General features: G+C 75.0%; 22 protein-coding genes. 8 read left to right on the forward strand and 14 right to left on the reverse strand.

Annotated features, from left to right (window positions below):
• Nucleotides 1-168: 168 nt before the first annotated feature.
• The 9 genes from ACSNOH_RS19730 to ACSNOH_RS19770 all read right to left on the reverse strand — a co-directional run bounded on the left by ACSNOH_RS19730 (nt 169) and on the right by ACSNOH_RS19770 (nt 8036).
• Nucleotides 169-1506 carry a sulfate adenylyltransferase subunit 1 gene (locus ACSNOH_RS19730; protein WP_436722695.1) on the reverse strand — a complete coding sequence of 446 codons (1338 nt, stop codon included), beginning with the start codon at nt 1504-1506 and terminating at the stop codon, nt 169-171.
• A gap of 2 nt (nt 1507-1508) precedes the next feature.
• Nucleotides 1509-2423 carry a sulfate adenylyltransferase subunit CysD gene (cysD, locus tag ACSNOH_RS19735; protein WP_436722696.1) on the reverse strand — a complete coding sequence of 305 codons (915 nt, stop codon included), beginning with the start codon at nt 2421-2423 and terminating at the stop codon, nt 1509-1511.
• Nucleotides 2420-2953 (reverse strand): adenylyl-sulfate kinase, encoded by a 534-nt coding sequence (gene cysC / locus ACSNOH_RS19740; RefSeq protein WP_436722697.1) that lies wholly within the window; start codon nt 2951-2953, stop codon nt 2420-2422. Before cysC ends, cysD begins: the two co-directional genes overlap by 4 nt.
• 38 nt (nt 2954-2991) lie before the next feature.
• The gene (locus ACSNOH_RS19745) at nt 2992-3681 is read right to left on the reverse strand and encodes a phosphoadenylyl-sulfate reductase (protein WP_436722698.1); all 690 of its coding nucleotides are present in this window, start codon (nt 3679-3681) and stop codon (nt 2992-2994) included.
• Nucleotides 3678-3932: a hypothetical protein gene (locus ACSNOH_RS19750; protein WP_436722716.1), complete on the reverse strand. Its 255-nt coding sequence runs from the start codon at nt 3930-3932 to the stop codon at nt 3678-3680. Before ACSNOH_RS19750 ends, ACSNOH_RS19745 begins: the two co-directional genes overlap by 4 nt.
• A complete protein-coding gene (locus ACSNOH_RS19755; RefSeq protein ID WP_436722699.1) occupies nt 3929-5629 on the reverse strand; it encodes a nitrite/sulfite reductase in 1701 nt (566 codons plus the stop codon). Before ACSNOH_RS19755 ends, ACSNOH_RS19750 begins: the two co-directional genes overlap by 4 nt.
• A gap of 186 nt (nt 5630-5815) precedes the next feature.
• Nucleotides 5816-5899, reverse strand: coding sequence for a putative leader peptide (locus tag ACSNOH_RS19760; protein ID WP_436722714.1), 84 nt, complete (start codon nt 5897-5899; stop codon nt 5816-5818).
• A 106-nt stretch (nt 5900-6005) separates the two neighbouring features.
• On the reverse strand, nt 6006-6587 hold the full coding sequence (locus tag ACSNOH_RS19765) for a GNAT family N-acetyltransferase (RefSeq protein ID WP_436722700.1): 582 nt from the start codon (nt 6585-6587) through the stop codon (nt 6006-6008).
• 201 nt (nt 6588-6788) lie between these two features.
• Nucleotides 6789-8036 (reverse strand): GAF domain-containing protein, encoded by a 1248-nt coding sequence (locus ACSNOH_RS19770; RefSeq protein WP_436722701.1) that lies wholly within the window; start codon nt 8034-8036, stop codon nt 6789-6791.
• Nucleotides 8037-8266: 230 nt separating this feature from the next.
• Between ACSNOH_RS19770 and ACSNOH_RS19775 the strand changes: the two genes are divergently transcribed.
• The 4 genes from ACSNOH_RS19775 to ACSNOH_RS19790 all read left to right on the forward strand — a co-directional run bounded on the left by ACSNOH_RS19775 (nt 8267) and on the right by ACSNOH_RS19790 (nt 13139).
• Entirely contained in the window at nt 8267-9442 is a 1176-nt protein-coding gene (locus ACSNOH_RS19775) for a YihY/virulence factor BrkB family protein (RefSeq protein ID WP_436722702.1), read from the forward strand.
• A 208-nt stretch (nt 9443-9650) separates the two neighbouring features.
• A complete protein-coding gene (rsgA, locus tag ACSNOH_RS19780) occupies nt 9651-10745 on the forward strand; it encodes a ribosome small subunit-dependent GTPase A (protein ID WP_436722703.1) in 1095 nt (364 codons plus the stop codon).
• 387 nt (nt 10746-11132) lie between these two features.
• Entirely contained in the window at nt 11133-12626 is a 1494-nt protein-coding gene (locus tag ACSNOH_RS19785) for an AlkA N-terminal domain-containing protein (protein WP_436722704.1), read from the forward strand.
• A 3-nt stretch (nt 12627-12629) separates the two neighbouring features.
• Nucleotides 12630-13139 carry a methylated-DNA--[protein]-cysteine S-methyltransferase gene (locus ACSNOH_RS19790; protein ID WP_436722705.1) on the forward strand — a complete coding sequence of 170 codons (510 nt, stop codon included), beginning with the start codon at nt 12630-12632 and terminating at the stop codon, nt 13137-13139.
• A 31-nt stretch (nt 13140-13170) separates the two neighbouring features.
• Here the strand turns inward: ACSNOH_RS19790 and ACSNOH_RS19795 are convergent, their stop codons facing one another.
• Nucleotides 13171-13653, reverse strand: a complete 483-nt coding sequence (locus ACSNOH_RS19795) for a DUF456 domain-containing protein (RefSeq protein ID WP_436722706.1) — start codon at nt 13651-13653, stop codon at nt 13171-13173.
• Between the two features lie 91 nt (nt 13654-13744).
• Nucleotides 13745-14173: a helix-turn-helix transcriptional regulator gene (locus tag ACSNOH_RS19800; protein WP_436722707.1), complete on the reverse strand. Its 429-nt coding sequence runs from the start codon at nt 14171-14173 to the stop codon at nt 13745-13747.
• A 1422-nt stretch (nt 14174-15595) separates the two neighbouring features.
• Here ACSNOH_RS19800 and ACSNOH_RS19805 point away from each other — a divergent pair.
• Nucleotides 15596-17704 (forward strand): protein phosphatase 2C domain-containing protein, encoded by a 2109-nt coding sequence (locus ACSNOH_RS19805; protein ID WP_436722708.1) that lies wholly within the window; start codon nt 15596-15598, stop codon nt 17702-17704.
• A gap of 494 nt (nt 17705-18198) precedes the next feature.
• Complete coding sequence (locus tag ACSNOH_RS19810) at nt 18199-18585, forward strand: ATP-binding protein (protein WP_436722709.1); 387 nt, start codon at nt 18199-18201, stop codon at nt 18583-18585.
• 35 nt (nt 18586-18620) lie between these two features.
• Here the strand turns inward: ACSNOH_RS19810 and ACSNOH_RS19815 are convergent, their stop codons facing one another.
• A complete protein-coding gene (locus tag ACSNOH_RS19815) occupies nt 18621-19661 on the reverse strand; it encodes a DUF2637 domain-containing protein (RefSeq protein WP_436722710.1) in 1041 nt (346 codons plus the stop codon).
• Nucleotides 19662-19868: 207 nt separating this feature from the next.
• Entirely contained in the window at nt 19869-20744 is an 876-nt protein-coding gene (locus tag ACSNOH_RS19820; RefSeq protein ID WP_436722711.1) for a (2Fe-2S)-binding protein, read from the reverse strand.
• A 116-nt stretch (nt 20745-20860) separates the two neighbouring features.
• Between ACSNOH_RS19820 and ACSNOH_RS19825 the strand changes: the two genes are divergently transcribed.
• On the forward strand, nt 20861-21685 hold the full coding sequence (locus tag ACSNOH_RS19825) for a GntR family transcriptional regulator (RefSeq protein WP_436722712.1): 825 nt from the start codon (nt 20861-20863) through the stop codon (nt 21683-21685).
• Nucleotides 21686-21702: 17 nt separating this feature from the next.
• On the opposite strand, the gene ACSNOH_RS19830 is transcribed toward ACSNOH_RS19825, so the two are convergent.
• Nucleotides 21703-22500, reverse strand: a complete 798-nt coding sequence (locus ACSNOH_RS19830; protein ID WP_436722715.1) for a hypothetical protein — start codon at nt 22498-22500, stop codon at nt 21703-21705.
• A gap of 405 nt (nt 22501-22905) precedes the next feature.
• On the opposite strand from ACSNOH_RS19830, the gene otr(A) reads away from it, so the two are divergent.
• The coding region (otr(A), locus tag ACSNOH_RS19835; RefSeq protein ID WP_436722713.1) for a tetracycline resistance ribosomal protection protein Otr(A) at nt 22906-24832 on the forward strand (1927 nt) is incomplete at its 3' end.

Raw genomic sequence — 24832 nt, forward strand, 5'->3', positions numbered from 1 at the left:
AGGCAGGGGGGAACGGCGGGAGCGGCGGGACCGGCGGGCGGCGCCGGCACAGGGCTCAGCGCGCACATCGGCCGGTGCCGCCCCGCCCGCTGCCGAGGTCGCCGCTGCCGACGCGGCCGCCCTCCTTGCCGAAGCCCGTGAAGAAGTCCCTGGCGGAGGTCGTCATCGTCAGAAGTCCCAGCCCTCGTCGCCGGCCGCCGGAGCGGTGCCGCCGGGAGCGGAGCCGTCCGCGAACGCCTCGCCCGCCATGCCGGCGGTGAGGGTGGTGCCGTCGGCGGGGTCGATGAGGAGGAAGGAGCCGGTGGTCCGGGAGGCGGCGTAGGGGTCGAGGGCGAGGGGTTCGGCCGTGCGCAGCACCACGCGCCCGATGTCGTTGGCGGCCAGCTCGCCCGGCTCCGGGTGCTGGGAGAGGTCGTCGAGCGCCAGCCGCGACGGGACCGCCTTCACCAGCGCCTTGACCGTACGGGTCGTGTGCTTGAGCAGCACCCGGTCCCCCACGCGCAGCGGCCGGTCCGCCACATGACAGACGGTCGCCTCGACGTCCCGGGTCGTGGCGGGCGCGCCCGCGGCCGGGACGATCAGGTCGCCGCGCGAGACGTCCACGTCGTCGGCGAGGCGCACCGTCACCGACTGCGGCGCCCACGCCACGTCCACCGGCGAGCCGAGGGCGTCGATGGCGGCGATGGTGCTCGTCCGCCCGGAGGGGAGGACGGTGACGGGGTCGCCGACGCGCAGGACGCCGGAGGCGATCTGCCCGGCGTAGCCGCGGTAGTCCGGGTGGGCGGCGGTCCGGGGGCGGATGACGTACTGGACGGGGAAGCGGGCAGGCTCGCTCGCCGGGTCGGTGACGACGGGCACCGTCTCCAGGTGCTCCAGCACGGTCGGTCCGCCGTACCAGTCCATGTGGGGGGACGGGGTCACCACGTTGTCCCCGGCGAGTGCCGAAACCGGGATCGCGGTGACCTCCGGCACGCCCAGGGAGCCCGCGTACGCGGCGAACTCCTCGGCGATCCGTGCGAAGACCGGCTCGGCGTATCCGGTGAGGTCCATCTTGTTGACGGCGAGGACGAGGTGGGGGACGCGCAGGAGCGCTGCGACGGCGGCGTGGCGGCGGGTTTGCTCGACGACGCCGTTGCGGGCGTCGACGAGGACGACGGCGGCCTGGGCGGTGGAGGCGCCGGTGACCATGTTGCGGGTGTACTGCACGTGGCCGGGGGTGTCGGCGAGGATGAAGCGGCGGCGCGGGGTGGCGAAGTAGCGGTAGGCGACGTCGATCGTGATGCCCTGCTCGCGCTCGGCGCGCAGGCCGTCGGTCAGCAGCGCCAGGTCCGGGGCCGACGCGCCGCGGCTGCGGGAGGCGTGCTCGACGGCTTCGAGCTGGTCGGCCAGCACCGACTTCGAATCGTGCAGGAGCCGGCCGACCAGGGTCGACTTGCCGTCGTCGACCGAGCCTGCGGTGGCGAAACGCAGCAGTGAGGTCGCTGTGGTGGCGGTGACACTGTTCATGGCTAGAAGTACCCCTCGCGCTTGCGGTCCTCCATGGCGGCTTCGGAGAGCTTGTCGTCCGCTCTGGTCGCGCCGCGTTCGGTCAGGCGGGAGGCGGTGATCTCGGCGATGACGTCCTCGATGGTGGTGGCGGTGGAGTCGACGGCGCCGGTGCAGGACATGTCACCGACCGTGCGGTAACGCACCAGTCGCCGCAACGCGGTTTCACCGTCGCGGGGGCCGCCCCAGTCGCCGGGGGCGAGCCACATGCCGTCCCGGGAGAACACTTCACGCTCGTGCGCGAAGTAGATCGAAGGCAGGTCGATCTTTTCCCGGGCGATGTACTGCCACACATCCAGCTCGGTGAAGTTCGACAGGGGGAAGACGCGGACGTGTTCGCCGGGGGCGTGGCGGCCGTTGTAGAGCTGCCACAACTCCGGGCGCTGCCGGCGCGGGTCCCAGCCGCCGAACTCATCCCGCAGGGAGAACACCCGCTCCTTGGCGCGGGCTTTCTCCTCGTCCCGCCGGGCGCCGCCGAAGACGGCGTCGAAGCGGTGCGTGGCGATGGCTTCCAGCAGGGGTACGGTCTGCAGCGGGTTACGGGTTCCGTCGGGTCGTTCGCGGACGCGTCCGGCGTCGATGGCCTCCTGTACGGAGGCGACGTGCAGGCGCAGTCCGTGCTCGGCGACGACCCGGTCGCGGTAGGCGATCACCTCGGGGAAGTTGTGCCCGGTGTCCACGTGCAGCAGGGCGAACGGCAGCGGCGCGGGCGCGAACGCCTTCAGCGCCAGGTGCAGCATGACGATGGAGTCCTTGCCTCCGGAGAACAGCAGCACCGGCCGCTCGAACTCCCCGGCCACCTCCCGGAAGACGTGCACCGCTTCCGACTCCAGCACATCCAGATGCGTCAGCGCGTAAGGACTGTCAGGAACGTTCATGCCAGCCCCCTGCCCACCAGCAGCGCGTGCAGCGCCCCGGCCGACTCCTCGACGCTCTGGGCGTGCGCCTCGATCCGCAGGTCCGGGTCGGCCGGAGCCTCGTACGGATCGTCCACACCCGTCAGCCCGGACAGCTCGCCCGCGGCCTGCTTCGCGTACAGGCCCTTCACATCACGGGCCGCGCACACCTCCACCGGGGTTGCCACGTGCACCTCCAGGTAGCCGGTGCCGCGCTGCTGGTGGTGCTTGCGCACCGCCTCGCGGGAGTCCGCGTACGGGGCGATCACCGGGACGAGCACCTTCACGCCGTGCGCGGCGAGCAACTGCGCGACGAAGCCGATGCGCCGCACGTTGGTGTCCCGGTCGGCGCGGGAGAAGCCCAGGCCGGCCGAGAGGAACTCCCTGACCTCGTCGCCGTCCAGCACCTCCACCCGGTGTCCCTCGCCGCTCAGCCGCTCGGCCAGCGCCCGGGCGATGGTTGTCTTGCCCGCGCTCGGCAGGCCGGTGAGCCAGATCGTGGCTCCGCTCATCCTCTGCTCCCGCTCCTGTGTCATCCGTACGGTCGGCGTCATCCGTGCAGCCCGCACTCGGTCTTGGCCAGCCCCGCCCAGCGGCCGGCGCGGGCGTCCTCGCCCGCCGCGACCCGGCGGGTGCAGGGCGCGCAGCCGACGGAGGCGTAGCCGTCCATGAGCAGCGGGTTGGTGAGCACGCCGTGCTCGGCCACGTACGCCTCCACGTCCTGCTGGGTCCAGCGGGCGATGGGGGACACCTTCACCTTCCGCCGCCGCGCGTCCCAGCCGACGACGGGCGTGCCCGCCCGGGTGGGCGACTCGTCGCGGCGCAGCCCGGTCGCCCAGGCGTCGTACGCGGCGAGCCCGCGCTCCAGCGGCTCGACCTTGCGCAGCGCGCAGCACAGGTCGGGGTCGCGGTCGTGCAGCCGGGGCCCGTGGGCGGCGTCCTGTTCGGCGACGGTCGTGCGCGGCGTGAGCGTGATGACGTTGACGTCCATCACGGCCGCGACGGCGTCGCGGGTGCCGATCGTCTCCGGGAAGTGGTAGCCGGTGTCGAGGAAGACGACGTCGACGCCGGGCAGGGCGCGGGAGGCGAGGTGGGCGACGACCGCGTCCTCCATGGAGGAGGTGACGCAGAACCGCTTGCCGAAGGTCTCGGCGGCCCAGCGCAGGATGTCGGGCGCCGGGGCGTCCTCCAGCTCGCGGCCCGCCCGTTCGGCGAGTTCCTGCAGGTCGGTGGTGGTCACGGGGTTATGCCCCCTTCGCCGGGTGCGAGGACGGGTGCGGCCGCGGGTACGGGCGCGCCCGGTGCGGGTGCGGGTGCGGGTGCGGACGTGGGGGAGGGGCCGCGGTCGCGCGGGGCCAGCAGGCCGAGGAAGGACAGCCGGAACGCCCGGCTGCAGGCCGTGCACTCCCACACTCCGTGCCCCTCCTCGGAGGGGCGCAGGTCCTCGTCGCCGCAGTAGGGGCAGTAGAAGGGGGCTGCGCGTCCGCTCATGACAGGTCCGCCTCCGTGGCGCGCGCGACCCAGGCCGCGAACCGCTCGCCGTCCTCGCGCTGTTCGGCGAAGCGGGTGAGGACGCGCTCGACGTAGTCCGGGAGCTCGTCGGAGGTGACCTTCAGGCCGCGGACCTTGCGGCCGAAGCCGGCCCGCAGGCCCAGCGCGCCGCCCAGGTGCACCTGGAAGCCCTCGACCTGGCGGCCGTCCGCGTCCAGCACGAGCTGTCCCTTCAGGCCGATGTCGGCGGTCTGGATCCGGGCGCAGGCGTTGGGGCAGCCGTTGAGGTTGATGGTGACCGGCTCCGCGAAGTCCGGCATGCGGCGCTCCAGTTCGTCGATCAGCGAGGCCCCGCGGGCCTTCGTCTCGACGATCGCGAGCTTGCAGTACTCGATGCCCGTGCAGGCCATCGTGCCGCGCCGGAAGGGGGAGGGCGTGACCTGGAAGCCGAGCGCCTCCAGCCCGGCGACGAGGGAGTCCACCTGCTCGCGCGCCACGTCCAGGATGATCATCTTCTGTTCGACGGTGGTGTTGAGCCGGTCCGAGCCGTGCGCCGCCGCGAGTTCGGCGATCTTGGTGAGGGTGCTGCCGTCCACGCGGCCGACGCGCGGGGCGAAGCCCACGTAGAAGCGGCCGTCCTTCTGCTCGTGCACGCCCACGTGGTCGCGCCAGCGGTTGGCGGGTTCGGCGGGCGCGGGACCGTCGGCGAGCTTCCGCCGCAGGTACTCGTTCTCCAGGACGTCGCGGAACCGCTCCGGGCCCCAGTCGGCCATCAGGAACTTCAGCCGGGCGCGGGTGCGCAGCCGGCGGTAGCCGTAGTCGCGGAAGATGCCGACGACGCCCGCCCACACGTCCGGGACGTCCTCCAGCGGCACCCAGGCGCCCAGCCGCTCGCCCAGCCGGGGGCTGGTCGACAGGCCGCCGCCCACCCACACGTCGAAGCCGGGCCCGTGCTCGGGGTGGACGACGCCCACGAAGGCGACGTCGTTGATCTCGTGGACGACGTCCTGCACCGGCGAGCCGGAGATCGCGGACTTGAACTTCCGCGGCAGGTTGGAGAATTCCTTGCTGCCGATGTAGCGGCGCTCGATCTCCTCGATCGCCGGCGTGCCGTCGACGATCTCGTCCGCGGCGATCCCGGCCACCGGCGAGCCGATGACCACGCGCGGGCAGTCGCCGCACGCCTCCGTCGTGGACAGCCCGACGGCCTCCAGTTTCTCCCAGATGGCGGGCACGTCCTCGATGCGGACCCAGTGCAGCTGGATGTTCTGCCGGTCGGTGATGTCGGCCGTGCCGCGGGCGTACGTCTGCGAGACCTCGCCGATGGCGCGCAGCTGGGCGACGCTCAGGCGGCCGCCGTCGATGCGGACCCGCATCATGAAGTACTCGTCGTCCAGCTCCTCCGGCTCCAGGACCGCCGTCCTGCCGCCGTCGATCCCCGGCTTGCGCTGGGTGTACAGGCCCCACCAGCGCATCCGGCCGCGCAGGTCGGCGGGGTCGATCGAGGCGAAACCGGCCTTCGAGTAGATCGTCTCGATGCGTGTCCGCACATTGAGACCGTCGTCGTCCTTCTTGAACTGCTCGTTGCCGTTCAGCGGGGTGAAGTGGCCCACGGCCCACTGGCCCTCGCCGCGGTGGCGGCCGGCCTTGCGGCGGGTCGGGGCGGCGGCGGTGGGTGTGTGCGAGGTGGCAGCCATGGCGGTGTGTCCTTCGGTGGCCTGCGGGTAGCCCGCGGGGCCCGGCCCCGCGAGGGCGGGGCGGCGGGCTGCGGCGGTGCTGCGAGGGTGCGCAAGGGGGACGCTCGTCCGCGGCATCGGGGACGGCGGGGCGGAGCGGGCGAATGCCGGGGAAGCGGCAGTGCTGGTGCAGGTGGTGCTGAGACGTCAGCGCGCCGGACAGATGGCGCTGGACATGCGGACGAGGTCGACGTGACGCCGACTCACCAAGACGATTCCAGCTCCGGACATGACGGCAGCGTGGCACGGCACGATCCGGCCAGTCCACCGTTGTCCGTATTGCGGACGAACCCGTCCCGGATGCCGGGACGGGTTCGTCGGTGAGGGGGCTCTTCGGTCAGGCGTGGGCGCCCGGCCACGGGCCCGGCGGCGCCGCTTCCGGCTGCTCCTCGGTCTTCGTCTCGAACAGACGGAAGCCGCGGCGCTCGTAGTTGGCGACCGCGTGCTCGCCGTCCAGGCTGCAGGTGTGCAGCCAGACCCGCTTCGTCGGCGCCAGGCCGGGCCACCGGCCGGCCAGGTCCCAGGCGCGGGCGGTGCCGTAGGAGAGGAGGTGGCCGCCGATGCGGCGGCCCCGGAACGCCGGGATCAGGCCGAAGTAGACGATCTCTACCGTGCCCTCGCCCTGCGCCTCCAGTTCGATGTAGCCGGCCGGCGTCCCGTGCTCGTACGCCACCCACGTCTCGACGCCGGGCCGCTCCAGGTGCGCGCGCCACGTCTCGTGGGTCCACGGCAGGCGGTCGAGCCAGGTCACGTCGCCGCCGACGGCGGTGTAGAGGAAGCGGCTGAACTCCGGCGAGGGCACTTCGGCACGGACGATCCGGATGCCGGACGCGCTGTCCGGTTCCTGGACGGATATGAGATCGCCCGGCGAGGTCATCTCCATCGACCAGGTGGTCACAGTGGTCGTACGGTTGCTCATACGCCCACCCAACCACGACGGGGGCGCCGGGCGCGGTCCCGGGGGCGGCTCGCCGCGGGTGCCTTCCGCCGCGGCGGCGCTCAGCCACGGCGGTGGCTTTCGGCGGTGCCGAGCCCGCCTCGGGTCGATCGGCGCCGCCGGGCAGGCCGCGAGGGACGGGCCGCAGTCCCGGCGGAAAGGCGGCGTTTCGCGCCCCGTCCGTCACACGCCCGCGCGGTCCGCCACGACCACCGGGGCCGTGGACGACGGCAGGAGGTCCGCTCCCCGGGACGGTACGAGCAGGCGGACGTCGACGTTCTCCGCGAACCGGTACGGGCGATGGCTCAGCACCCCCGCGAGCGTGCGCCGCATCCGCGACATCTCCGCCCGTACCGTTACCGTCCGGGACGGATCCCCGAACAAGTCCGCCGCGAGCTCCGCCGCCGACCGTCCCGCGGGATGCCGGGCCAGCACGTACAGCAGCTCGGCGTGGCGGGGGCTGAGCTCCTGGGACCACTCGCCCGCGGAGCCGCAGACCGTGACCGTCCAGCGGCGCGGCCCGCGCACGTCCAGCACGACGCGGCTGGGCACGAGCTCGGCCCGGGACGCCTCCTCCACCCGCACCAGCCAGCCGTCCGGCAGCGGCGCGAGCGAGCACAGCCCCAGCGACGGCAGCCACACCCGCCCGGCCTGGACGGCCTTGGGCAGCGCGACCCGGCGGACCGGCCCCATGCCCGTCACCGCCGCCGCCCACCCGTCGCGGTCCACGACCAGCGCCCGGCCGCCCACCCGGGCCAGCATCGGCGCCGAGACGGCCCGCAGCCGCTCCACCGACTCCCAGTGCCGCACCCGCAGCTCGCCCTCGCCGACCTTGGCGACGGCCGTGACCAGCGGCAGGGTGGCCGGGTTGAACACGGGCGCGGGGCCGCTCACGTTGAGCACGCCCAGCAGCCGCCCGTCGCGCGGATCGTGCAGCGGGGCCGCCGCGCAGGACCACGCGTGGTGCGTGCGGACGAAGTGCTCGGCCGACCGCACCAGCACCGGGCGCCGCTCCACCAGCGACGTGCCGATGCCGTTCGTGCCCACCAGCTCCTCGGCCCAGGACGCGCCCACGTCGAAGCCCAGCCGGTCGGCGCTGCGCAGCACGCCCCGGTTGCCCTGCCGCCACAGCACGAGGCCCTCGGCGTCGGTGACGGCCATCAGGTGCCGCTCGGCCTCCACGACGGACCCCAGGCCCTCGCGCAGGTGGGTGAGCAGGCCCCCGAGCGGCGAGCGCTGCCGCCGCTCCTCGACCTCGTCGGCGGCCAGCCGCGGGGAGGAACCACCCTTCTCCGGATCGACCCCGCGCAGCCGGACGCGGTGCCAGGACTGCCCGATCAGCGGGCGCGGCGGGACCGGGGGACGCGCGTCCCCCAGGCAGGCCTCCCGGACGGCCGGCAGCAGGGCTTCGTCGGTGGTTCCGCGGTTCACGCTGCCATGGTGCCGTCCCGCGGGCCCGCCCGGCGGGGCATCCGCCGGATTGCAACTCCATGCAACCGTTGCGCGGGGCCGCGCCGCGGGCGGATGGTGAGGGTGAGCGGCCGGAGGGTGGTGCCGAGTCGGCGCAGCATCACCCTCCACCGGACGCTTTTCCCGCCCCCGTCGCCCGCCTGTTCGGCTGCTGTGCGATCCCACGTGGCCAGGGCGGATACGGTTAGACCGTGCAGGCAGCAAACGAATCACCGGGGCGCAGGGCCGGACGGCTGCACAGGGCTCGTGTCCTGTACCGGAATGTCTCGAAGCGCAGGATGGCGTGGCTCCTCCTGAAGGACACCGTCAATTCGTGCATCGAATACCGCGTGACCGGCCTCGCGGCGGAGGCGGCGTTCTTCACCCTGCTCTCCCTGCCGCCGCTGCTGCTCGGCCTCCTCGGCCTGCTCGGCTACCTGGACGCGTGGACCGGCACCAACACCATCGGCTCCATCCAGGAGAACATCCTCAAGGCGTCCGCGACCGTCCTCAGCGACAAGGGCGTCAACGAGATCGCCCGGCCCCTCCTGCGGGACGTCACCAAGGGCCGCCCCGACGTCATCTCCGTCGGCTTCGCCATCGCCCTGTGGTCCGGCTCGCGCGCCGTCAACGTCTTCGTGGACACCATCACGATCATGTACGGGCTGGAGGGCAAGCGCGGCATCGTCCGGACCCGCCTGCTCGCCTTCCTCCTCTACGTGGTCGCCCTCCTGATCGGCGCGGTGGCCCTGCCGCTGATGGTCGCCGGGCCCGAGGCCGTCGAGGACGTCGTGCCCTGGAGCGGCGACGTGGTGCGGTTCCTCTACTGGCCCGTCGTCATCCTGCTCTCCATCGTCTTCCTCACCACGCTCTACCACGTCTCCGTGCCCGTCCGCTCGCCCTGGCAGGAGGACATCCCCGGGGCGCTCGTCGCGCTGACGATGTGGGTCCTGGGCAGCTTCCTGCTGCGCATCTACCTCACCCACACGGTGGAGGGCCTGACCATCTACGGGTCGCTCGCCGCGCCCGTCGCCGTCCTCCTGTGGATCGGCGTGTCGGCCTTCGCGGTGCTCGTCGGCGCGGCCGTCAACGCCGCGCTGGACCGCGTGTGGCCGTCGGTCGCCACGGCCGCCGCGCGTGCCGACGTCGACCGGCTGCGGGCCGCCGCGGCGGCGCAGGAGGCGGCCGAGCGCGCGGCCCGCGCGCTGGAGGCGAGCCTCGCCGACGACCTCGACGAGGACGGCCCGGACGAAGGCGTGATCGGCCAGGACCGCGAGCCGCCCTCGGAGTTCCCGGAGCGGTGGGCGCAGTTCCTGCCGCCGGACGACGTCCGCTCCCGGCTCCAGAAGGAGACGCACCACCCGAAGCACGCCAAGCGGCGCGACTGAGCTCCGCCGGCGAGGCGACTGCACTCCACTGACGGGGCGTGCGCGAAAAACCCTTCGCGCACGCCCCGCCGCCCTGCCTAAGCTCACTCCCACGCGAAGGACGCGTGTCCGCAAGGACGTACGGAGAGGAGGCGAGGACCGATGACTGTCACGGCCCGCACCCCGATGCCCATCACCTCCCTCTCCTCTTCCGTGAAGGAACACCGTCTTGACTTCGCTTCCGCACCCTCTCGCCCCCTACGGCTGGAACGAAGGGTTCGCTGACAGCTACGCCCCGCACGCCGCCGAAGGCGTCGTCCCCGGCCGCATCGTCCGGGTCGACCGGGGCCGCTGCGACGTCGTCGTCCCCGCACCGGACGGCTCCGGCGTCCGCACCGTGCAGGCCGACGCCGCCCTCGTGACCACCGGCGACCCGACGGCCGTCATGTGCACCGGCGACTGGGCCGCGGTCGACACCGCCCGCGGCTACGTCCTGGCCCTGCTGCCCCGCCGCACCGCCTTCGTGCGGTCCACGTCGTCGAAGCGCTCCGAGGGCCAGATCCTCGCGGCCAACGTCGACCACGCCGTCGTCGCCGTCTCCCTGGCCGTCGAGCTGGACCTGGGCCGCGTCGAGCGGTTCCTCGCCCTGGCCTGGGAGAGCGGCGCCGCGCCGCTGGTCGTCCTCACCAAGGCCGACCTCGTGCCCGACCCCGTCACCCTGGGCCACCTCCTCGCCGACACCGAGGCCGCGGCGCCGGGCGCCCGGGTGCTCGCCGTCAGCGCGGAGACCGGCGAGGGCCTCGACGTCCTGGCCGCCGCCCTGGCCGGCGGCACCACCGTGCTCCTCGGCCAGTCCGGCGCGGGCAAGTCCACCCTGGCCAACGCGCTCGCCGGCGAGGACGTCCAGGACGTCAACGCCGCCCGCGACCGCGACGGCAAGGGCCGCCACACCACCACCACGCGCACCATGCTCCGGCTGCCCTTCGGCGGCGTCCTGATCGACACCCCGGGCCTGCGCGGCGTCGGCCTGTGGGACGCCGAGGGCGGTGTCGCGCAGGCGTTCGCCGAGATCGAGGAGTACGCCGCCCGGTGCCGCTTCCACGACTGCGGGCACGCCTCGGAGCCGGGCTGCGCGGTGCAGCAGGCCGTCGCCGACGGCACGCTCGGTCAGCGGCGCCTCGACAGCTACCGCAAGCTCGTGCGCGAGAACGAGTGGATCGCCGCCCGCACGGACGCCCGCCTCCGGGCGGAGATCCGCCGCGACTGGAAGCGGAAATCGGCCGCAGGCCGCGAGGCGGCGGCGCGCAAGCGCGGCGGCCGGTAGCAGCCGTACGGGCCGGGGTGCGTCCGGCACCGCCGGGATGCGCCGACGTGGCTGAGCGCCGTGGCGGCGGAATCTTTCCGCCGCGACGGCGCAAGCCCGAAGGCGACCGCCGGCGGTCCCGCCGCCCGCCCGGCGGCCCCGGGCCTCTGTCGAAGCGGATGCTGTGGGACATCCCGTCGTCGTGGCGCTGAAGACTTCCGCCGCGACGGCGCTCAGCCCCTGTGGCGCGTTTTCGGCGGCGCCTGGCCGGCCCCGGCCACCGGTCCCCGAACGCCGGACGGCTCGGAAAGATCAAGCCCGTCCGGCGTTTGAGGACGAGGACAGGGCGGCGAAGCCGCCGTCCGATTTCCGCCAGTCGCAAGCGCAGCGATCCCGCAGACTGGACGCATGGACGACGAGTCCCGCTACCAGGCGGTACACAGCAGAGACGCCCGCTTCGACGGCGAGTTCTTCCTCGCCGTGAAGACGACCGGCATCTACTGCCGTCCCAGCTGCCCCGCCGTGACCCCCAAGCGCCGCAACGCCCGCTTCTTCCCCTCGGCCGCCGCCGCCCAGGGCGCCGGCTTCCGCGCCTGCCGCCGCTGCCGGCCCGACGCCGCCCCCGGCTCCGCCGAGTGGAACGTCCGCGCCGACCTCGTCGGCCGCGCCATGCGGCTCATCGGCGACGGCGTCGTCGACCGCGAAGGCGTCGCCGGCCTCGCCGCCCGCCTCGGCTACAGCTCCCGCCAGGTGCACCGGCAGCTCACCGAGGAGCTCGGCGCCGGCCCCATCGCCCTCGCCCGCGCCCAGCGCGCCCACACCGCCCGCGTCCTCCTGCAGACCACGGACATGCCCGTCACCGGCATCGCCTTCGCCGCCGGGTTCGCCAGCGTCCGGCAGTTCAACGACACCATGCGCGAGGTCTACGCGGCCACGCCCAGCAGCCTGCGCGTCCGCAAGGGCCCCCGGCAGACCGGCGCCGGCATCCCGCTGCGCCTGGCCCACCGCGGCCCGTACGCGGCCCGCGAGATGTTCGGCTTCCTGCAGCGGCGCGCCGTCCCCGGCGTCGAGGAGGTCCTCGGCGAACCCGGCTCCCGGCTCTACCGCCGCACCCTGCGGCTGCCCTACGGCACCGGCGTCGCCGAGGTCGGCGAGCCCCGCCCCGGGGAGCGCCGGCACGGAGCCTGGCTCGACTGCCGCCTCCACCTCACCGACCCCCGCGACCTGGCCACCGCCGTCCAGCGCGTACGCCGCCTCTTCGACCTCGACGCCGACCCGTACGCCGTCGCCGAGCGGCTCGGCGCCGACCCGCTGCTGCGCCCGCTGGTCACCGCCCGGCCCGGGCTGCGCTCGCCCGGCGCGGCCGACGGCGACGAACTCGCCGTACGGGCCGTCCTCGGCCAGCAGGTGAGCGTCGAGGCGGCGGTGCGCCTGGGCGCGGCCCTCGTCGCCGCCCACGGCAAGCCGCTGCCCGCACCCGACGGCGGCCTCACCCACCTCTTCCCCGACCCCGCCACCCTCGCCGACGCCGCCCTCGACGGCCTCGGCATGCCGCAGGCCCGCAAGCGCGCCCTGCGCGCCACCGCCACGGCCCTCGCCGACGGCGCCGTCCGCCTCGACCCCGGCGCCGACCGCGACCAGGCCGCGCAGGCCCTCCTGGAGCTCCCCGGGATCGGCCCCTGGACCGCCGGCTACATCCGCATGCGGGCCCTCGGCGACCCCGACGTCTTCCTGCCCGGCGACGCCGGCGCCCGCCACGGCCTCGCCGCCCTCGGCGCGGAGCCCGGCGCCGCCGAAGCCTGGCGCCCCTGGCGCTCCTACGCCCTCCACCACCTCTGGCAGGCGGCCGCCGCCCCGGGCACCGGGCCCGGCACCCCCGCCCCGACCCGCAAGGACCCCTGAACCATGACCACGCTCTACACCGAGATCGCCAGCCCCCTCGGCCCGCTCCTCGTCACCGGCCGCCCCTCCGCCACCGCACCCGGCGGCACCGCCATCGCCTCGCTGTCCGTACAGGGCCAGAAGAACGCTCCCGCCCCGGCCCCGGGCCGGGTGCGCGACCACGCCGCCTTCGCCGAGGCCGAGCGGCAGCTCACCGCCTACTTCGCCGGCGAAGCCGAGGCCTTCGACCTCGAATTCGCCGTGACCGGCACGGAGTTCCGCCGCCGGGTCTGGGACGCCCTCGACGCCGTCCCCTACGGCGCCACCACCACCTACGGCGAGCTCGCCGCCCGGATCGGCGCCCCGCGCGCCGCGGTCCGCGCGGTCGGCGGGGCCGTCGGCGCCAACCCGCTGCTCGTGCTGCGCCCCTGCCACCGCGTGATCGGCGCGGACGGCTCGCTCACCGGCTACGCGGGCGGCCTGGACCGCAAGCGCCTGCTGCTGGCCCTGGAGGGGGTGGGGGAGCCGGCGTGAGCGGTGCCGGGCCCGGACGCGGCCCGCCCCGTCAGCCCCACGCGACCGCGCCGATCCACGCGCCCACCACCAGCAGGCACGCGAACAGCTCCATCAGCACGCTCGTGCCCAGCGCCCGCATCACGTTCCGCGTGGACGCCCACGCCGCGCGGTGCCCGCCCAGCCGGTGCCGCTCCACCCCGTACAGCCCGCCGACGAAGCCGGGCACGGCGCCCAGCACCGGCAGCAGGAAGAAGCCGGCGACCCCGGCGGCCCCCGCCACCAGGAAGGCGCGGCGCGTGATGCCCGCGCCCCGGAGGCTGCGGGGCGGCAGCAGCCAGCTGACGGCCTGCTCCAGCAGCAGCACCACCGTCGCCCCCGCGAGCACCGCCCAGGCCAGGGCGGACCGGTCGGTCATCGACCACCACAGCACGCCCGCCCAGACGATCGGCGGTCCCGGCACCCCCGGGGTGACGACACCGGCCAGCCCGAGCAGCATGACCAGGCCGACGAGGAGCAGCTGCCACGTCCCCATGCACCAAGGTTGCCGGAAGGCGGGCGCCGGCGCTCCCGGACGACGGCGGTCACCGCAGACAGGACCGCAGGGCCCGCCCGGGACGGGCCGCTCAGCCCTGCGGGCGGCGGACGGCCGTCCAGCCGTGCGCCGCCGCGTGCCAGCCCAGCTGCAGCCGGGTGGTCACCCCGGCCAGCTCCATGAGCCGCTTCACCCGGCGCTGCACCGTCCGCAGCCCCAGCCCGAGCTGCTTGGCGACGCTCGCGTCGGTCAGCCCGCCCATCAGCAGCGACAGCACTTCCAGGTCGAGCGCGTCGGGCCCGGCGGGAAGGCCGTCCGCCGCGTCCCGGCGGGCCGCGTCCGCGCAGACCCGTACGGGGAGGGCCTCGTTCCAGATGTCCTCGAACAGATTCACCAGCGTGGTGAGCAGCGGGCCCCGGTGGACGACGAGCGCCGCCGGCTCCGGCAGCTCGCCGAGGGCGGCCGGACCGGCCGTGCGGGGCGTGAAAGGGAGCAGGGCAACTGCGCGGTCGGCAATCACCAGTTCGGCCGGAATGCGCTCCGCAACACGTATCAGGGTGGGATCCCCGGCATCCGGCAGGGCGGTGAGCCCCGCACGTTCGACGACCGTGCGGCGGGGTATGCCGGAGCCTGTGTCAGACGAAGAGGATGGACTTCCCGCGAGCAGCGCGCATATTTCCACGGCGGCCCCGCGGCATATGCGCACGAGCCGTTCGTCAACAGCGCGTGCTCCCGTCACCAGTTCCACACCACCGGGTCCCGCGGGCTGCTGCCGTCCCTTTTCCGTTCCCCCGCAGCGGCTCATCTCCCGGACTGCGGAAGGCGCTTCCGGTCCGACGTCCAGTCCAATGGAGCCAAGCACACGACATCCCTCCCCGCGACCGCTTTTCGACTCGGTCATCATCCCCGGGTGAGGTCCGCCGTGCACTCTTCCCGTATGCCCCAGAGTATGGACAATAAGGGCATGAGTCAGCAGGGGGACCCGCGCACCGGCCAAGAGGACGCCTGGTGGGGCGAGTTGTACGACAAGAATGCACCGGACATCGGATCCGCCGCCGGGGACGACAGCAGCCTCGACGAGCGATTCACCTCCGCTTCGGCGGTGGTGAGGGCGGAGTCCTGCGGTGAACGGCCGAAACGGACCCAGAGGGCGGTGAAAGCGCCCAGAGCCGAGCCGCCCGGTCCGCCGCAGCCCCCGGATCCGGTCGCCGTGCCCCCGAGCGGGCTTCCCTCGCTGCCGAAGGGATACGGCGCGCCGCGTGCGCGAGGAGTTCCGGCGCGCTCGGAATTCACGCCGCCCCCGCCCTCGGACGCGGAGCGCCTCGAAGACGGGCCGGCTCCCGGCCGTGCGGCGCGCGTCCCCCTGCCGAGGATCCCCAAACCGCCGGATCTGCACGGCGCGGGGCTCCTGCCGGAGCTGCTGGAGAAACCGCAGAAGTGGCGGAAGGCCGACCCGCGCAGGCCGTCCGAAGTGCCACGGCAGCCGGAGCGCTCGGCCCCGCCGGAGCGGCGGGACCCGCGGGACGGCACCGATCGCACGGGCCGTCAGGGCCGCCCCGACCGGCGCCCCGCGGCGGCCCAGCCGCCGGGATCCATGGGCGTCTCCGGGCCGCCCGCCCCCGTCCGCCGGGGACGGCCCGCGCCGGACGGACCTGAGCGACCTGAACGGCCTGAACGATCTGAGCGACCTGAGGGGCCGAACGGAGCAAACGGAGCGAACGGAGCAGTCCCGGGCGGCACCGCCCGCGCCCCGCGCCCGGCCCGGCCCGAGGCCGGGGGCCGCACCGCCCGACCGCCCCGCTCCGAGCGCACCGACCGCTGCGAGGGCGCGGACCTCTTCTTCGGCGGCCGCACCCCGCGACCGCCCCGCCCCGACGGTGCGGCACCGCCCGGCGGCACCGCCCGCCGGTCCGCCTCCGGCGCGGAAGACCGGCCCGAAACCGTGAGCCCCCCGGGCGCAGGTGACCGGGCCCGGCTCGCGCCCCGGCCCCCGGGCCGCGACGACGTCGCGCAGGAGCCCGCCGGCCCGGAGGCAACGGCCGGGGAAGGCGCCTACCCCGCGGACCGTCCAGGCCGGGCGGAGCCCCCGTACGCGGAGGGCGTCGAGCCCGCCGAAGGCCTCGGGCTTGCGGAGCCCGCGGATCGTGCGGGCGACCGGGAAGCTGCCGGCTACGGCCCGCCGGAGAGCCTGCAGGCGGTGCCGGCCCCTCCCGCCACCGACGACGCCGAACACGTGGACTGTTCACAGGACCAGTACGCGGACGGCGAGCCGCCCGAGGGCTTCGGCCCGGCGGACGGCACGGAGCGCGCTGGGGCCCTGGAAGACGCCGGCTACGGCCCGCCGGAGGGCCCCGGCACCAGGGCGGCCCGTGCCGTCAGGGCGGATGTCGTCGCCCGCCGCAAGCGCTCCGGAGGTCGCAGCGGAGCCGCCTACACGGGCGGCGACGGCACCCCCCAGGACCCCGGCCTCGCGGACCGCTCCGGCGACGCGGAGCCCGCCGGCCGTCCGGAGCGACCCGCAAGCGGCAGCGAGCCGCCGCCCCGGCCCGCGGCCCCTGCCGGGCGCCGTGAACTGCTCGACGGTTACGAGCGGATGGACGGACCGGAGCCGGAACCGGAGCCGGAGGCGCCGGACCGGCAGGAACGGGCGGCCGCCCTGCCCGAGCGCCCGGAGCGCCTCAGGCGCACCGGGCGGCTGGAGCGGCCGACCAGGCCCGTACGGGCCGAGCGCCCCCTGCGCCCGCCGAGGCCCCCCAGGCAGGAGCCCCCGCCGCCGGCACCACCGGCCCGGCCGGATCCGTACGAACGCCCGGATCTCCCCGAGCTATCCGAGCTCCCCGAGCTTCCCGGGCAGTCCCTCCCCGCCGTGCCGGACCAGCCGGGCCCCGGGGCGAGCCCCGCGCGCACCCGGAGCGCTCAGCCGGCCCGCACGGCCCCGCCCGGCGGCGACCACGCCGAACCCCTGGAGCCCGCCGCCCGGGCGACGTCCCTGGAGCCGGCGTCGCGTCCGCCCGTCGTCTCCCGGGAGTCCACGCCGCCCCGGCGCCAGCCCCTCGCGGCGCCCCCGCAGCCGGGCCCGCGCGTGGCCCCGGGAGCGGAGTTCGTCGGTCAGCGGCCGCCCACGTACGACGCGGAGCCCACGGCCTGGCCCGCCGCGGACCCGCAGGACCTGGAAGGCCTCGTCCCGGACACGGTCCTGGACGGGGCGCAGTACGGCGCCGTCACCCTCCGTGCCCTGTCGCTGCGCGGCGACTCCGCGCGCTACCGCGGCGAGCCCCGGCGGGACGCCCTGCTGACCGCGCGCTTCGGCGACGGCGACGGCGCGCTGCTGCTCGTGGCGATGGCCAGCGGTCTGCGCGGCACGGACGTCGCGCCCCGCGCGGCACGGGACGCCTGCAGGTGGCTGGCCGGCGCCGTCGGCCGCAGCCACGCCCGGCTGGCCGACGACATCCGCGGCGGCCGGCGCGGCGAGCTCAAGTCGGGCCTGCACCGGCTCACCGACCGCTCCTACGGCCGGCTGCGCGCCCGCGCCGCCGAACTGGGCCTGCGGCCCGACGAGTACACGGCGACGGTCCGCTGCCTGCTGCTGACGGCCGACCCGCAGTGCCGTACGCGGGTGTTCTTCGGCGTGGGCGCGGGCGGCCTGTTCCGCCTCCGCGAGGGCGTCTGGCAGGACCTGGAGCCGGACGCACCGCCGGAGCGCACGGGCGAGCCGGTCGTCGGCTACGGCGCGGCGCCCGCCGACACGATGACGGTGGACCTCGGCATCCCCACGCCGGGCCTCACCCCGCCCGTCGAGCCCGAGGAGCCGGCGGTGCCGGGCGAGCCCTTCCGCTTCCGGGCGTCCGTCGCGCGGCCGGGGGACACGCTGATGCTGTGCACGGCGGGTCTGGCCGAGCCGATGCGCGGCGAGCCGGAGCTGGGCGGCAGGCTGGCCGAGCGCTGGGCGGGCGCGCGGCCGCCGGGGCTCGCGGCGTTCCTCGCGGACATCCAGCTGCGGGTGAAGGGATACGCCGACGACCGTACGGCGTGCGCGCTCTGGGAAGCGTAGCCGGGCCGAATCCGGGGCGGGGCGGTGGCGTTGTCACCGCCCCGCCCGGCCGTTTCCCGGGCCGCCGCTATTCCTTCCCGTTCCGTACGGACTTTCTCGCCGGCCGCGCGCCGATGGCATATTCACAGCCCGGTTCATGCCCGGTTCACGGCCCGGTTCGCGGCGCGGTTCACGGCCCGGGCAAGGGGGCCCGGGATTCCGCCGGTATCGCCACGTTGATGCCTCGACAGGAGTCGTTCCCGGCGGGCCGGGGCATGCATTGCGGTGAGCGAACGCGAGCGTGTTCGAGGCCGGGGCGCCGGGGAGGGGTCGGGGCAGGGAGGATGAAACGGCAGACAGCGGGCCGGACGGGCGTTGAGGGATTTGCGGGCGACCGGGAGGGCCGTACGGAGCACGGAAGCGGGCACGCGGACGGCACGGCGCATTCCGGGCCGCGTTTCGAAAGGAGGCTCCGCCGCCGGGATCTCACCGGAGTCCGGGAAGTCCGGGCCGATTTGCGCCGCCTCCTGACCCACTGGGGTGCGCCCGGCCGGGCGGAGACCGCGGAGCTGCTCACGAGCGAGCTCGTCACCAATGCCCTGGTGCACACCGACGGGGGCGCCGTGGTCAAGGCGGCGCTCACGGGGGCGCCGGGCCAGGTGCGGGGGCGGCTGCGGGTGGAGGTCCGGGACTTCGTGCCGGGTCATCCCGCGCTGCACGGTCCGGGAACGGAGATCGGGCCGGTCCTCAGGGAGGCCGTGCCGGAGATGAACGACATCGAGAAGGCCGCCACGTCGGGGCGGGGGCTGCTGCTCGTCCACGCCCTCGCGGACGGCTGGGGCGTCCGGGCCCACGGCGTGGGCAAGTCCGTCTGGTTCGAGCTGGCAGCCCAGGAGCCCTGAACCGCCGCCGTGCGACGACCCAGGGCCCGGGGGCGTCAGCCGAACTGCCGCTCGATCTGGGCGAGCTTCGCCTCGAGCGAGTCCAGGCGGGGGATCGCCTGGGTGTCGTCCTCCGCGGTGAGGTCGATCGGGTCAGGGCCACCGACCGCCTGCAACGGCCGCGCGCGGACGGGAAGCTGTCCCTGGTCGACTATGGAAGGGTCCGAACCGATCTGGGCCGGCTGTGCGGGGCCGGGCACCGCGGCCCCGCCGACCTCCACCTGCCGGCCGCCCCGGACCCGCCCCCACACCCGGTTCTGCCGGGAGTACGCCTTGAGCCGGGCGCGCTCCAGCTTGCCGGCCTCCCTTCTGCGGGCTCTGGCCTGCGCCCGCTGCCGTTTGTCCTCGCGGACCTCCTCCACGGCCTCGTCCAGTGAGCGCACGCCCTCCAGGAGCATCAGCGACCACGCGCCGAAGGTCTCGCGGGGGGCCCGCAGCCAGCGGACTATCCGGATCTGCGGCAGCGGCCTGGGCACCAGGCCCTGTTCGCGCAGCGCCGCCCGGCGGGTCTGCTTCAGCGCGCGGTCGAAGAGCACCGCCGCCGACAGCGACATCCCGGCGAAGAACTGCGGCGCGCCCGCGTGGTCCAGGCCCCGCGGCGCGTGCACCCAGTTGAACCAGGCGGCCGCGCTGGCGAAGGTCCACACGAGCATCCGGGAGCCGAGCGCGGCATCGCCGTGGCTCGCCTCGCGCACGGCCAGCACCGAGCAGAACATGGCGGCCCCGTCGAGACCGAACGGCACCAGGTACTCCCAGCCGCCGATCAGCCCCAGGTTCTGCCGCCCGAAACCCACGAGGCCGTGGAAGGAGAGGGCGGCGGCCACCGCGGCGCAGCAGAACAGCAGGACGTACGAGGCGCTGCCGTAGATGGCCTCCTTGCGCCGCCTGCGCTCCTCGTTGCGCTCCCAGGAGTCCGAGGCCCCGGGATCGTCCGCACCGTGCCGGCCGCGTGCGAGCACCGTCACCGCCACCACGACCCCGGCGAGCGCCACGACACAGGGGAGCATCCAATTCAGCGGTATATCGGTCACTCTCATCTTGCGTCCCTTGCATAGCTTGCATAGCTGTACGGCCTATCGCGCGCCATCCTGTCGGAATCAGTCCGTTCGCCAAGGGGTTTCGCGCCAACTGCCTGCCAATGGACGGCAACGGCATACGGATAGGTGCGAAGAAATTCGAACGCCATTCAGGGGAGGGGGAATTGCGTTCCCTTCACCTCACCCGATCGAGTGGTGTGAGGCCGGTCAGCTTACGGACAGCCGGTCCACCCGGTCCGCGTCGCATGTACGCGGGCAGGTCGTACACGTGTCCTGCGGACGCAGGGTGTAGAAGAGGCAGCAGCTGGCCCTGTCACGGGTCGGAATCGGCTCTCCCATGCGGCCGGTAAGCATCCGGAAGGCCGCTCCGCCGACGTACGGCGGCGTCACCCCCGGGAGCAGCAGGGCCAGTTCGCGGCGGGACCGTTCCTCCTCGCCGAGCAACCGGCCCACATACCACAAGGATTCGGCCAGTTCGTCCGTCACCATTCCCCACAGGGCGCGCTGACCGCGCCGCATCCGCGGCCGGAAGCCCTCCAGGACGGGGGTGAAATGCGCCGCCACCGCGGCGCGCAGTTCCGCGCGCAGCGCTTCTTCGCAGGGAACTGCCCGGGCGCCCGGCAGTTCTGCGGCGGGGTCGCCGGGCAGGCACGCGAATTCCGTCGCGAACGCCGTCAGCCGGCCCTCGCCGCGGTGGAGGGAAACGGCCGCGGGAGGCAGCCGCGGCACCCTGCGGCCCAGGAACCAGGGCACGGTGAGAAGCAGGCACGAGGCCCAGGCGTAGCGGTGCAGCCCGAAGCTCGCCACGACGTCGGGGCGGGCCCGCTCCCCGTACTCGCGCAGGATCTGCGCGTCGTCCCACGCGAGGAAGGCCTCCAGCCCGGCGCCGCCCTCCGCGAGCGCGGCGGCGGTCAGCCAGCCCTCGCCGGTGAGCGGTGGGCCGGCCGTCAGGGTGAGCCCCTGGTAGACGCCGGCGAGGCGGGCGTAGGCGTCCGCGAGCGGGGACGGGGCGGCCGGGGCGTCCGGAGCAGGCGGGGCGCTCCGGGTGCTCGGGGCACTCGGGGCGCTCGGGGAAGGGGCCATGCGGGACCACCGAATCGCGATCGTTCTGCAGGTTAGGCTTACCTTACCCCGGTTGATCGGGGTTTGAACTGTCCGCGGGGCCGCCTATGGTTCGAAAGGACATCAGGAGGACCCCAATGGAGCAGGGAAGATCCCACGCCGCGGCGCCGGCCGAGAGGCTCTTCGCCGAGGTGCCCGCGCAGGCCGCGCGCGGGGCGGCGGGCCGCGGCGGTGTTCCCGCGGCCGGCGGCGGCCGCGGCGAGGTGCGCGGCGAGCACGTCCACGGCGAGCAGGAGTACGGGGTTCCGTGCGCCGCCCCCGCGCACGCTCCCGCACGCAGGATGCCGCAGCGCCACTCCGTGCGCGGCCAGGTGCTCGACGCCCTGCGCAAGGCCCTCGTCAGCGGCGAGCTGATACCGGGCGAGGTCTACTCCGGCCCCGCGCTCGGCGAGCGCTTCGGCGTGTCGGCGACGCCCGTACGCGAGGCCATGCAGCAGCTCGCCCTGGAGGGTGCCGTCGAGGTCGTCCCCAACCGCGGCTTCCGCGTCGCCACGCGCACCGCGCGCGACCTCGCCGAGCTCGCCGAGGTGCGCGCCATGCTGGAGGTGCCGGTCCTGCTGCGGCTCGCCCGCACGCTCCCGGCCGCGGGCTGGGACGGGCTCCGCCCGCTCGCCGAGACCGCCCGCACCGCGGCGGCCACCGGCGACCGCGCCCTCTACGCCGAGGCCGACCGGGCCTTCCACCGCGCGCTCCTCGCCCTCGGGGGCAACCGTCAGCTCGTCGCCGTCGCCGATGAGCTCCACCGGCGCGCGCAGTGGCCCCCGGCGCACGGCCGGTCGCACTGCACGGCCGACCTCGTCGCCGACGCGGCCGAGCACCTGGCGCTGCTGGAGGCGCTGGCCGCGCACGACGTGGAACGGGCCGAGGCCCTGGTGCGGGGGCACTTCGCGGCGGGGGAGTGAGGCAGGGCTGACCTGTGTCAGTCCGCGGTCGCCGCCGCCAGCCGTTCCGCCAGCCAGCCCGGGACGCCGCCGAGCAGCCGGACCAGCCGGCCGGCCTCCTCGCGCAGCCGGGCGGCCTCGCCCGGGTCGTCGAGGACGGAGGCGAGCGAGGCCAGCGCCGGGGCGATGCCGACGAGGTAGCCCAGCTCCTCCCGGATGCGCAGCGACTCCCCGAAGCCGTAGCGCGCCTCGGCGATCCTGCCCTCGTGCTCGGCCATGGCCGCCACGTGCCGCCAGGTGAAGGAGAGCAGCAGCCGCTGCCCCTGGGCCGTCGCCCCCGCGTGGGCCCGCTCGAAGGCGGCCGTCGCGTCCGAGGGGTTGTCCGACAGGTGCTGGGCTATCAGGCCGCGCCGGAAGTGCAGCAGGGGCCGCGTCGGCGAACCCGGCGCGAGCAGGGCCGCGGCCCGGCCCAGGGCGGAGCGCGCCTCGTCGGCCCGGTCGCGCACGCCCAACAGGGTGGCGGCGTAGGCGAGATGGCCGCGCTCGCAGGCCGCCGCCCCGCGCTCCTCGTCGTCCGTGGCCAGCGCTTCGGCCGCGCGCAGGGCGTCCTCGGCGGCCTCCCAGCCCCCGCCGGTGAACATGCAGCGCTCGGTGAGGACCGCCGTCCGCTGCAGGGCCGCCCCCGGCTCGGCCGCGGCGCGCGGCGCGAGCAGGGCCGCGGCGTCGTCCCAGCAGGCGCGCGAGCGCAGCCGCCACACGGCCCGTTCCAGCGGATCGTCCCCTCCCGGGCCCGCCCCCTGCGGTCCCCGCGGCTCCGGCAACCCCGCATTACGCATGGCGGTGTCCGCCACAGTGCCCTCCCCAAGCGCGCCGTCGAGCTGGAAGCAGCCGTGCCCGCATCTCAGCACGAAGGCGCGGGCCCGGCCAAGGGTCAGGTGTGAATCAATTCACAAAGCTCTCCCAGCGGTGACGGAAGATTACCAAGAGTGAGCGGCTGTTGAGCGGACGGGCGCTCATCTGCGCTTGTTTGTAGGTCCCTGGGGGCGGCCTCTGTCGTGCCGGGCCTTGCCGCGCCTTGCCGGAAATTCGCTGGAACCGCGCGGCGGCGAGTGCCACGATGGCGGCGCGCGCCTCGTGCGCGCTGCGGAATCCACCCCTCCATCTCGGGAGAGACACGCCCATGCGCCGGCGCCTCGGAAACCTCCAGTGCCCTGACCGGACGACTCTCTCCGAGGACTTCTTTGCGTACGCACACCCTGCTCTCCGGGCTCTCCCTGCCCGCGCGGCCCGTCCTGAACATCGGGATCCTGGCGCACGTCGACGCGGGTAAGACCAGCCTCACCGAGCGCCTGCTCTTCGACGCCGGCGCCATCGACCGGCTCGGCAGCGTCGACGCCGGCAGCACCCGTACCGACACCGGCGAGATCGAGCGCCGCCGCGGCATCACCATCCGCACCGCCGTCGCCCCCTTCCGCGTCGGCAGCCTGCGCGTCAACCTCGTCGACACCCCCGGCCACAGCGACTTCATCGCCGAGGTCGAGCGCGCCCTGGGCGTCCTCGACGGCGCCGTGCTCGTCCTGTCCGCCGTCGAGGGTGTGCAGGCGCAAACGCGCGTGCTGATGAAGACGCTGCGCCGGCTCCGGCTGCCCACCCTCCTGTTCGTCAACAAGACCGACCGCGCCGGAGCCCGCGAGGCGGAGACACTCGACGCCGTCCGCCGCCGGCTCACGCCGCACGTGGTGCCCATGGGCACCGTCCACGGCATCGGCGCCCCCGGCGCCCGCACCGTGCCCGGCTCGTACGAGGACCCGGCCTTCCGCGCGGCCGTGGCCGAGACGCTGGCCGAGCACGACGACGCCCTGCTCGAAAAGCTGGTCGAGGACCGCCCCGTGACGCCCTGGGAGCTGCGCAGCACGCTCGCCCGGCTGACCGCGCGCGGACGCGTCCACCCCGTCTACTTCGGCTCCGCCCTCTCCGGCGAGGGCGTGCCGGACCTTCTCGACGGCATCGTCCGCCACCTGCCGCCCGCGCGCTGCGCCGGCCCGCAGACCACCGGCACGGTCTTCGCCGTCGACCGCGGTCCCGCCGGGGAGAAGACGGCGTACCTGCGCCTGTTCTCGGGCGCGGTCTCCGAGCGCGACCGGATCACCCTCCACCGGCAGCAGGCCGACGGCACCCGCGCGGAGCACACCGGGCGGGTCACCTCCCTCGCGGTGGTCGAGGCCGGGGAGCCCGGCACGGTCCGCCGCCGCGCCACGGCAGGCGACATCGCCCGGATCCGGGGCTTGCCCGAGGTCCGGGTGGGCGACCGCCTCGGCCCCGTCCGCGACGGCTCGGGCCACCGCCCGTCCGCGGTCTTCGCCCCGCCGAGCCTGGAGACGGTCGTCCGTCCCGTACGCCCCGAGGACGCCGCCCGGCTGCACAGTGCGCTCGCCGCGCTCGCCGACCAGGACCCGCTCATCGGCACCCGCACCCTGCCGGCGGGCGGCGGCACGTCCGTCCTGCTCTACGGCGAGGTGCAGAAGGAGATCATCGCGGCGACGCTCGCCGGGGAGTTCGGCGTCGAAGCGGTCTTCGCACCGAGCAGCACGGTCCACCGCGAGCGGCTCACCGGCACGGGCGAGGCGTACGAGGAGATCGACCGGCACGGCGGCCACGCCTTCTGGGCAACCGTCGGCCTGCGCGCCGAACCGGGCGCCCCCGGCTCGGGCACGGTCTTCCGCCGCGACACCGAACTCGGCGCCCTGCCCCTCGCCTTCGACCGCGCGATCGAGGAGACCGTCCACCGCACCCTCGCCCAGGGCCTGTACGGCTGGCCGGTCACCGACTGCACCGTCACCCTCACCCGCTCCGGCTACGCCTCACCCGTCAGCACGGCCGCCGACTTCCGCGGCCTCACCCCGCTCGTCCTGATGGCGGCCCTGGCGCGGGCGGGAACGCAGGTGTACGAGCCCTGCCACGCCTACGAACTGGAGGCCCCCGCCGACACCCTGAGCGCCGTCGCGGGAGCGCTGGCGGCGCTGGGGGCCGAGATCCACGACACGGAGGCCGGCCCCGAGGTGTGCGTCCTGAAGGGCACGATCCCGGCCCGCCACGCCCCGGACGCCGAACGCCGCCTGCCCGCCCTCACCCGCGGCGAGGCCCTCTGGTGGACCCACCCCACCGCAG

Origin of the sequence: Streptomyces sp. URMC 127 (assembly GCF_051386535.1) — a bacterium.
GTDB lineage: Bacteria > Actinomycetota > Actinomycetes > Streptomycetales > Streptomycetaceae > Streptomyces.

Excerpts from the sequence above, each read along its gene's own strand:
- ACSNOH_RS19750 (WP_436722716.1), bottom strand. The coding sequence starts at position 3,932 with ATGAGCGGACGCGCAGCCCCCTTCTACTGCCCCTACTGCGGCGACGAG.
- ACSNOH_RS19815 (WP_436722710.1), bottom strand. The coding sequence starts at position 19,661 with ATGAGAGTGACCGATATACCGCTGAATTGGATGCTCCCCTGTGTCGTG.
- ACSNOH_RS19755 (WP_436722699.1), bottom strand. The coding sequence starts at position 5,629 with ATGGCTGCCACCTCGCACACACCCACCGCCGCCGCCCCGACCCGCCGC.
- ACSNOH_RS19760 (WP_436722714.1), bottom strand. The coding sequence starts at position 5,899 with ATGTCCGGAGCTGGAATCGTCTTGGTGAGTCGGCGTCACGTCGACCTC.
- ACSNOH_RS19825 (WP_436722712.1), top strand. The coding sequence starts at position 20,861 with ATGGAGCAGGGAAGATCCCACGCCGCGGCGCCGGCCGAGAGGCTCTTC.
- ACSNOH_RS19795 (WP_436722706.1), bottom strand. The coding sequence starts at position 13,653 with ATGGGGACGTGGCAGCTGCTCCTCGTCGGCCTGGTCATGCTGCTCGGG.
- ACSNOH_RS19790 (WP_436722705.1), top strand. The coding sequence starts at position 12,630 with ATGACCACGCTCTACACCGAGATCGCCAGCCCCCTCGGCCCGCTCCTC.
- ACSNOH_RS19830 (WP_436722715.1), bottom strand. The coding sequence starts at position 22,500 with ATGCGTAATGCGGGGTTGCCGGAGCCGCGGGGACCGCAGGGGGCGGGC.
- ACSNOH_RS19730 (WP_436722695.1), bottom strand. The coding sequence starts at position 1,506 with ATGAACAGTGTCACCGCCACCACAGCGACCTCACTGCTGCGTTTCGCC.
- ACSNOH_RS19765 (WP_436722700.1), bottom strand. The coding sequence starts at position 6,587 with ATGAGCAACCGTACGACCACTGTGACCACCTGGTCGATGGAGATGACC.
- ACSNOH_RS19785 (WP_436722704.1), top strand. The coding sequence starts at position 11,133 with ATGGACGACGAGTCCCGCTACCAGGCGGTACACAGCAGAGACGCCCGC.
- cysC (WP_436722697.1), bottom strand. The coding sequence starts at position 2,953 with ATGAGCGGAGCCACGATCTGGCTCACCGGCCTGCCGAGCGCGGGCAAG.
- ACSNOH_RS19820 (WP_436722711.1), bottom strand. The coding sequence starts at position 20,744 with ATGGCCCCTTCCCCGAGCGCCCCGAGTGCCCCGAGCACCCGGAGCGCC.
- cysD (WP_436722696.1), bottom strand. The coding sequence starts at position 2,423 with ATGAACGTTCCTGACAGTCCTTACGCGCTGACGCATCTGGATGTGCTG.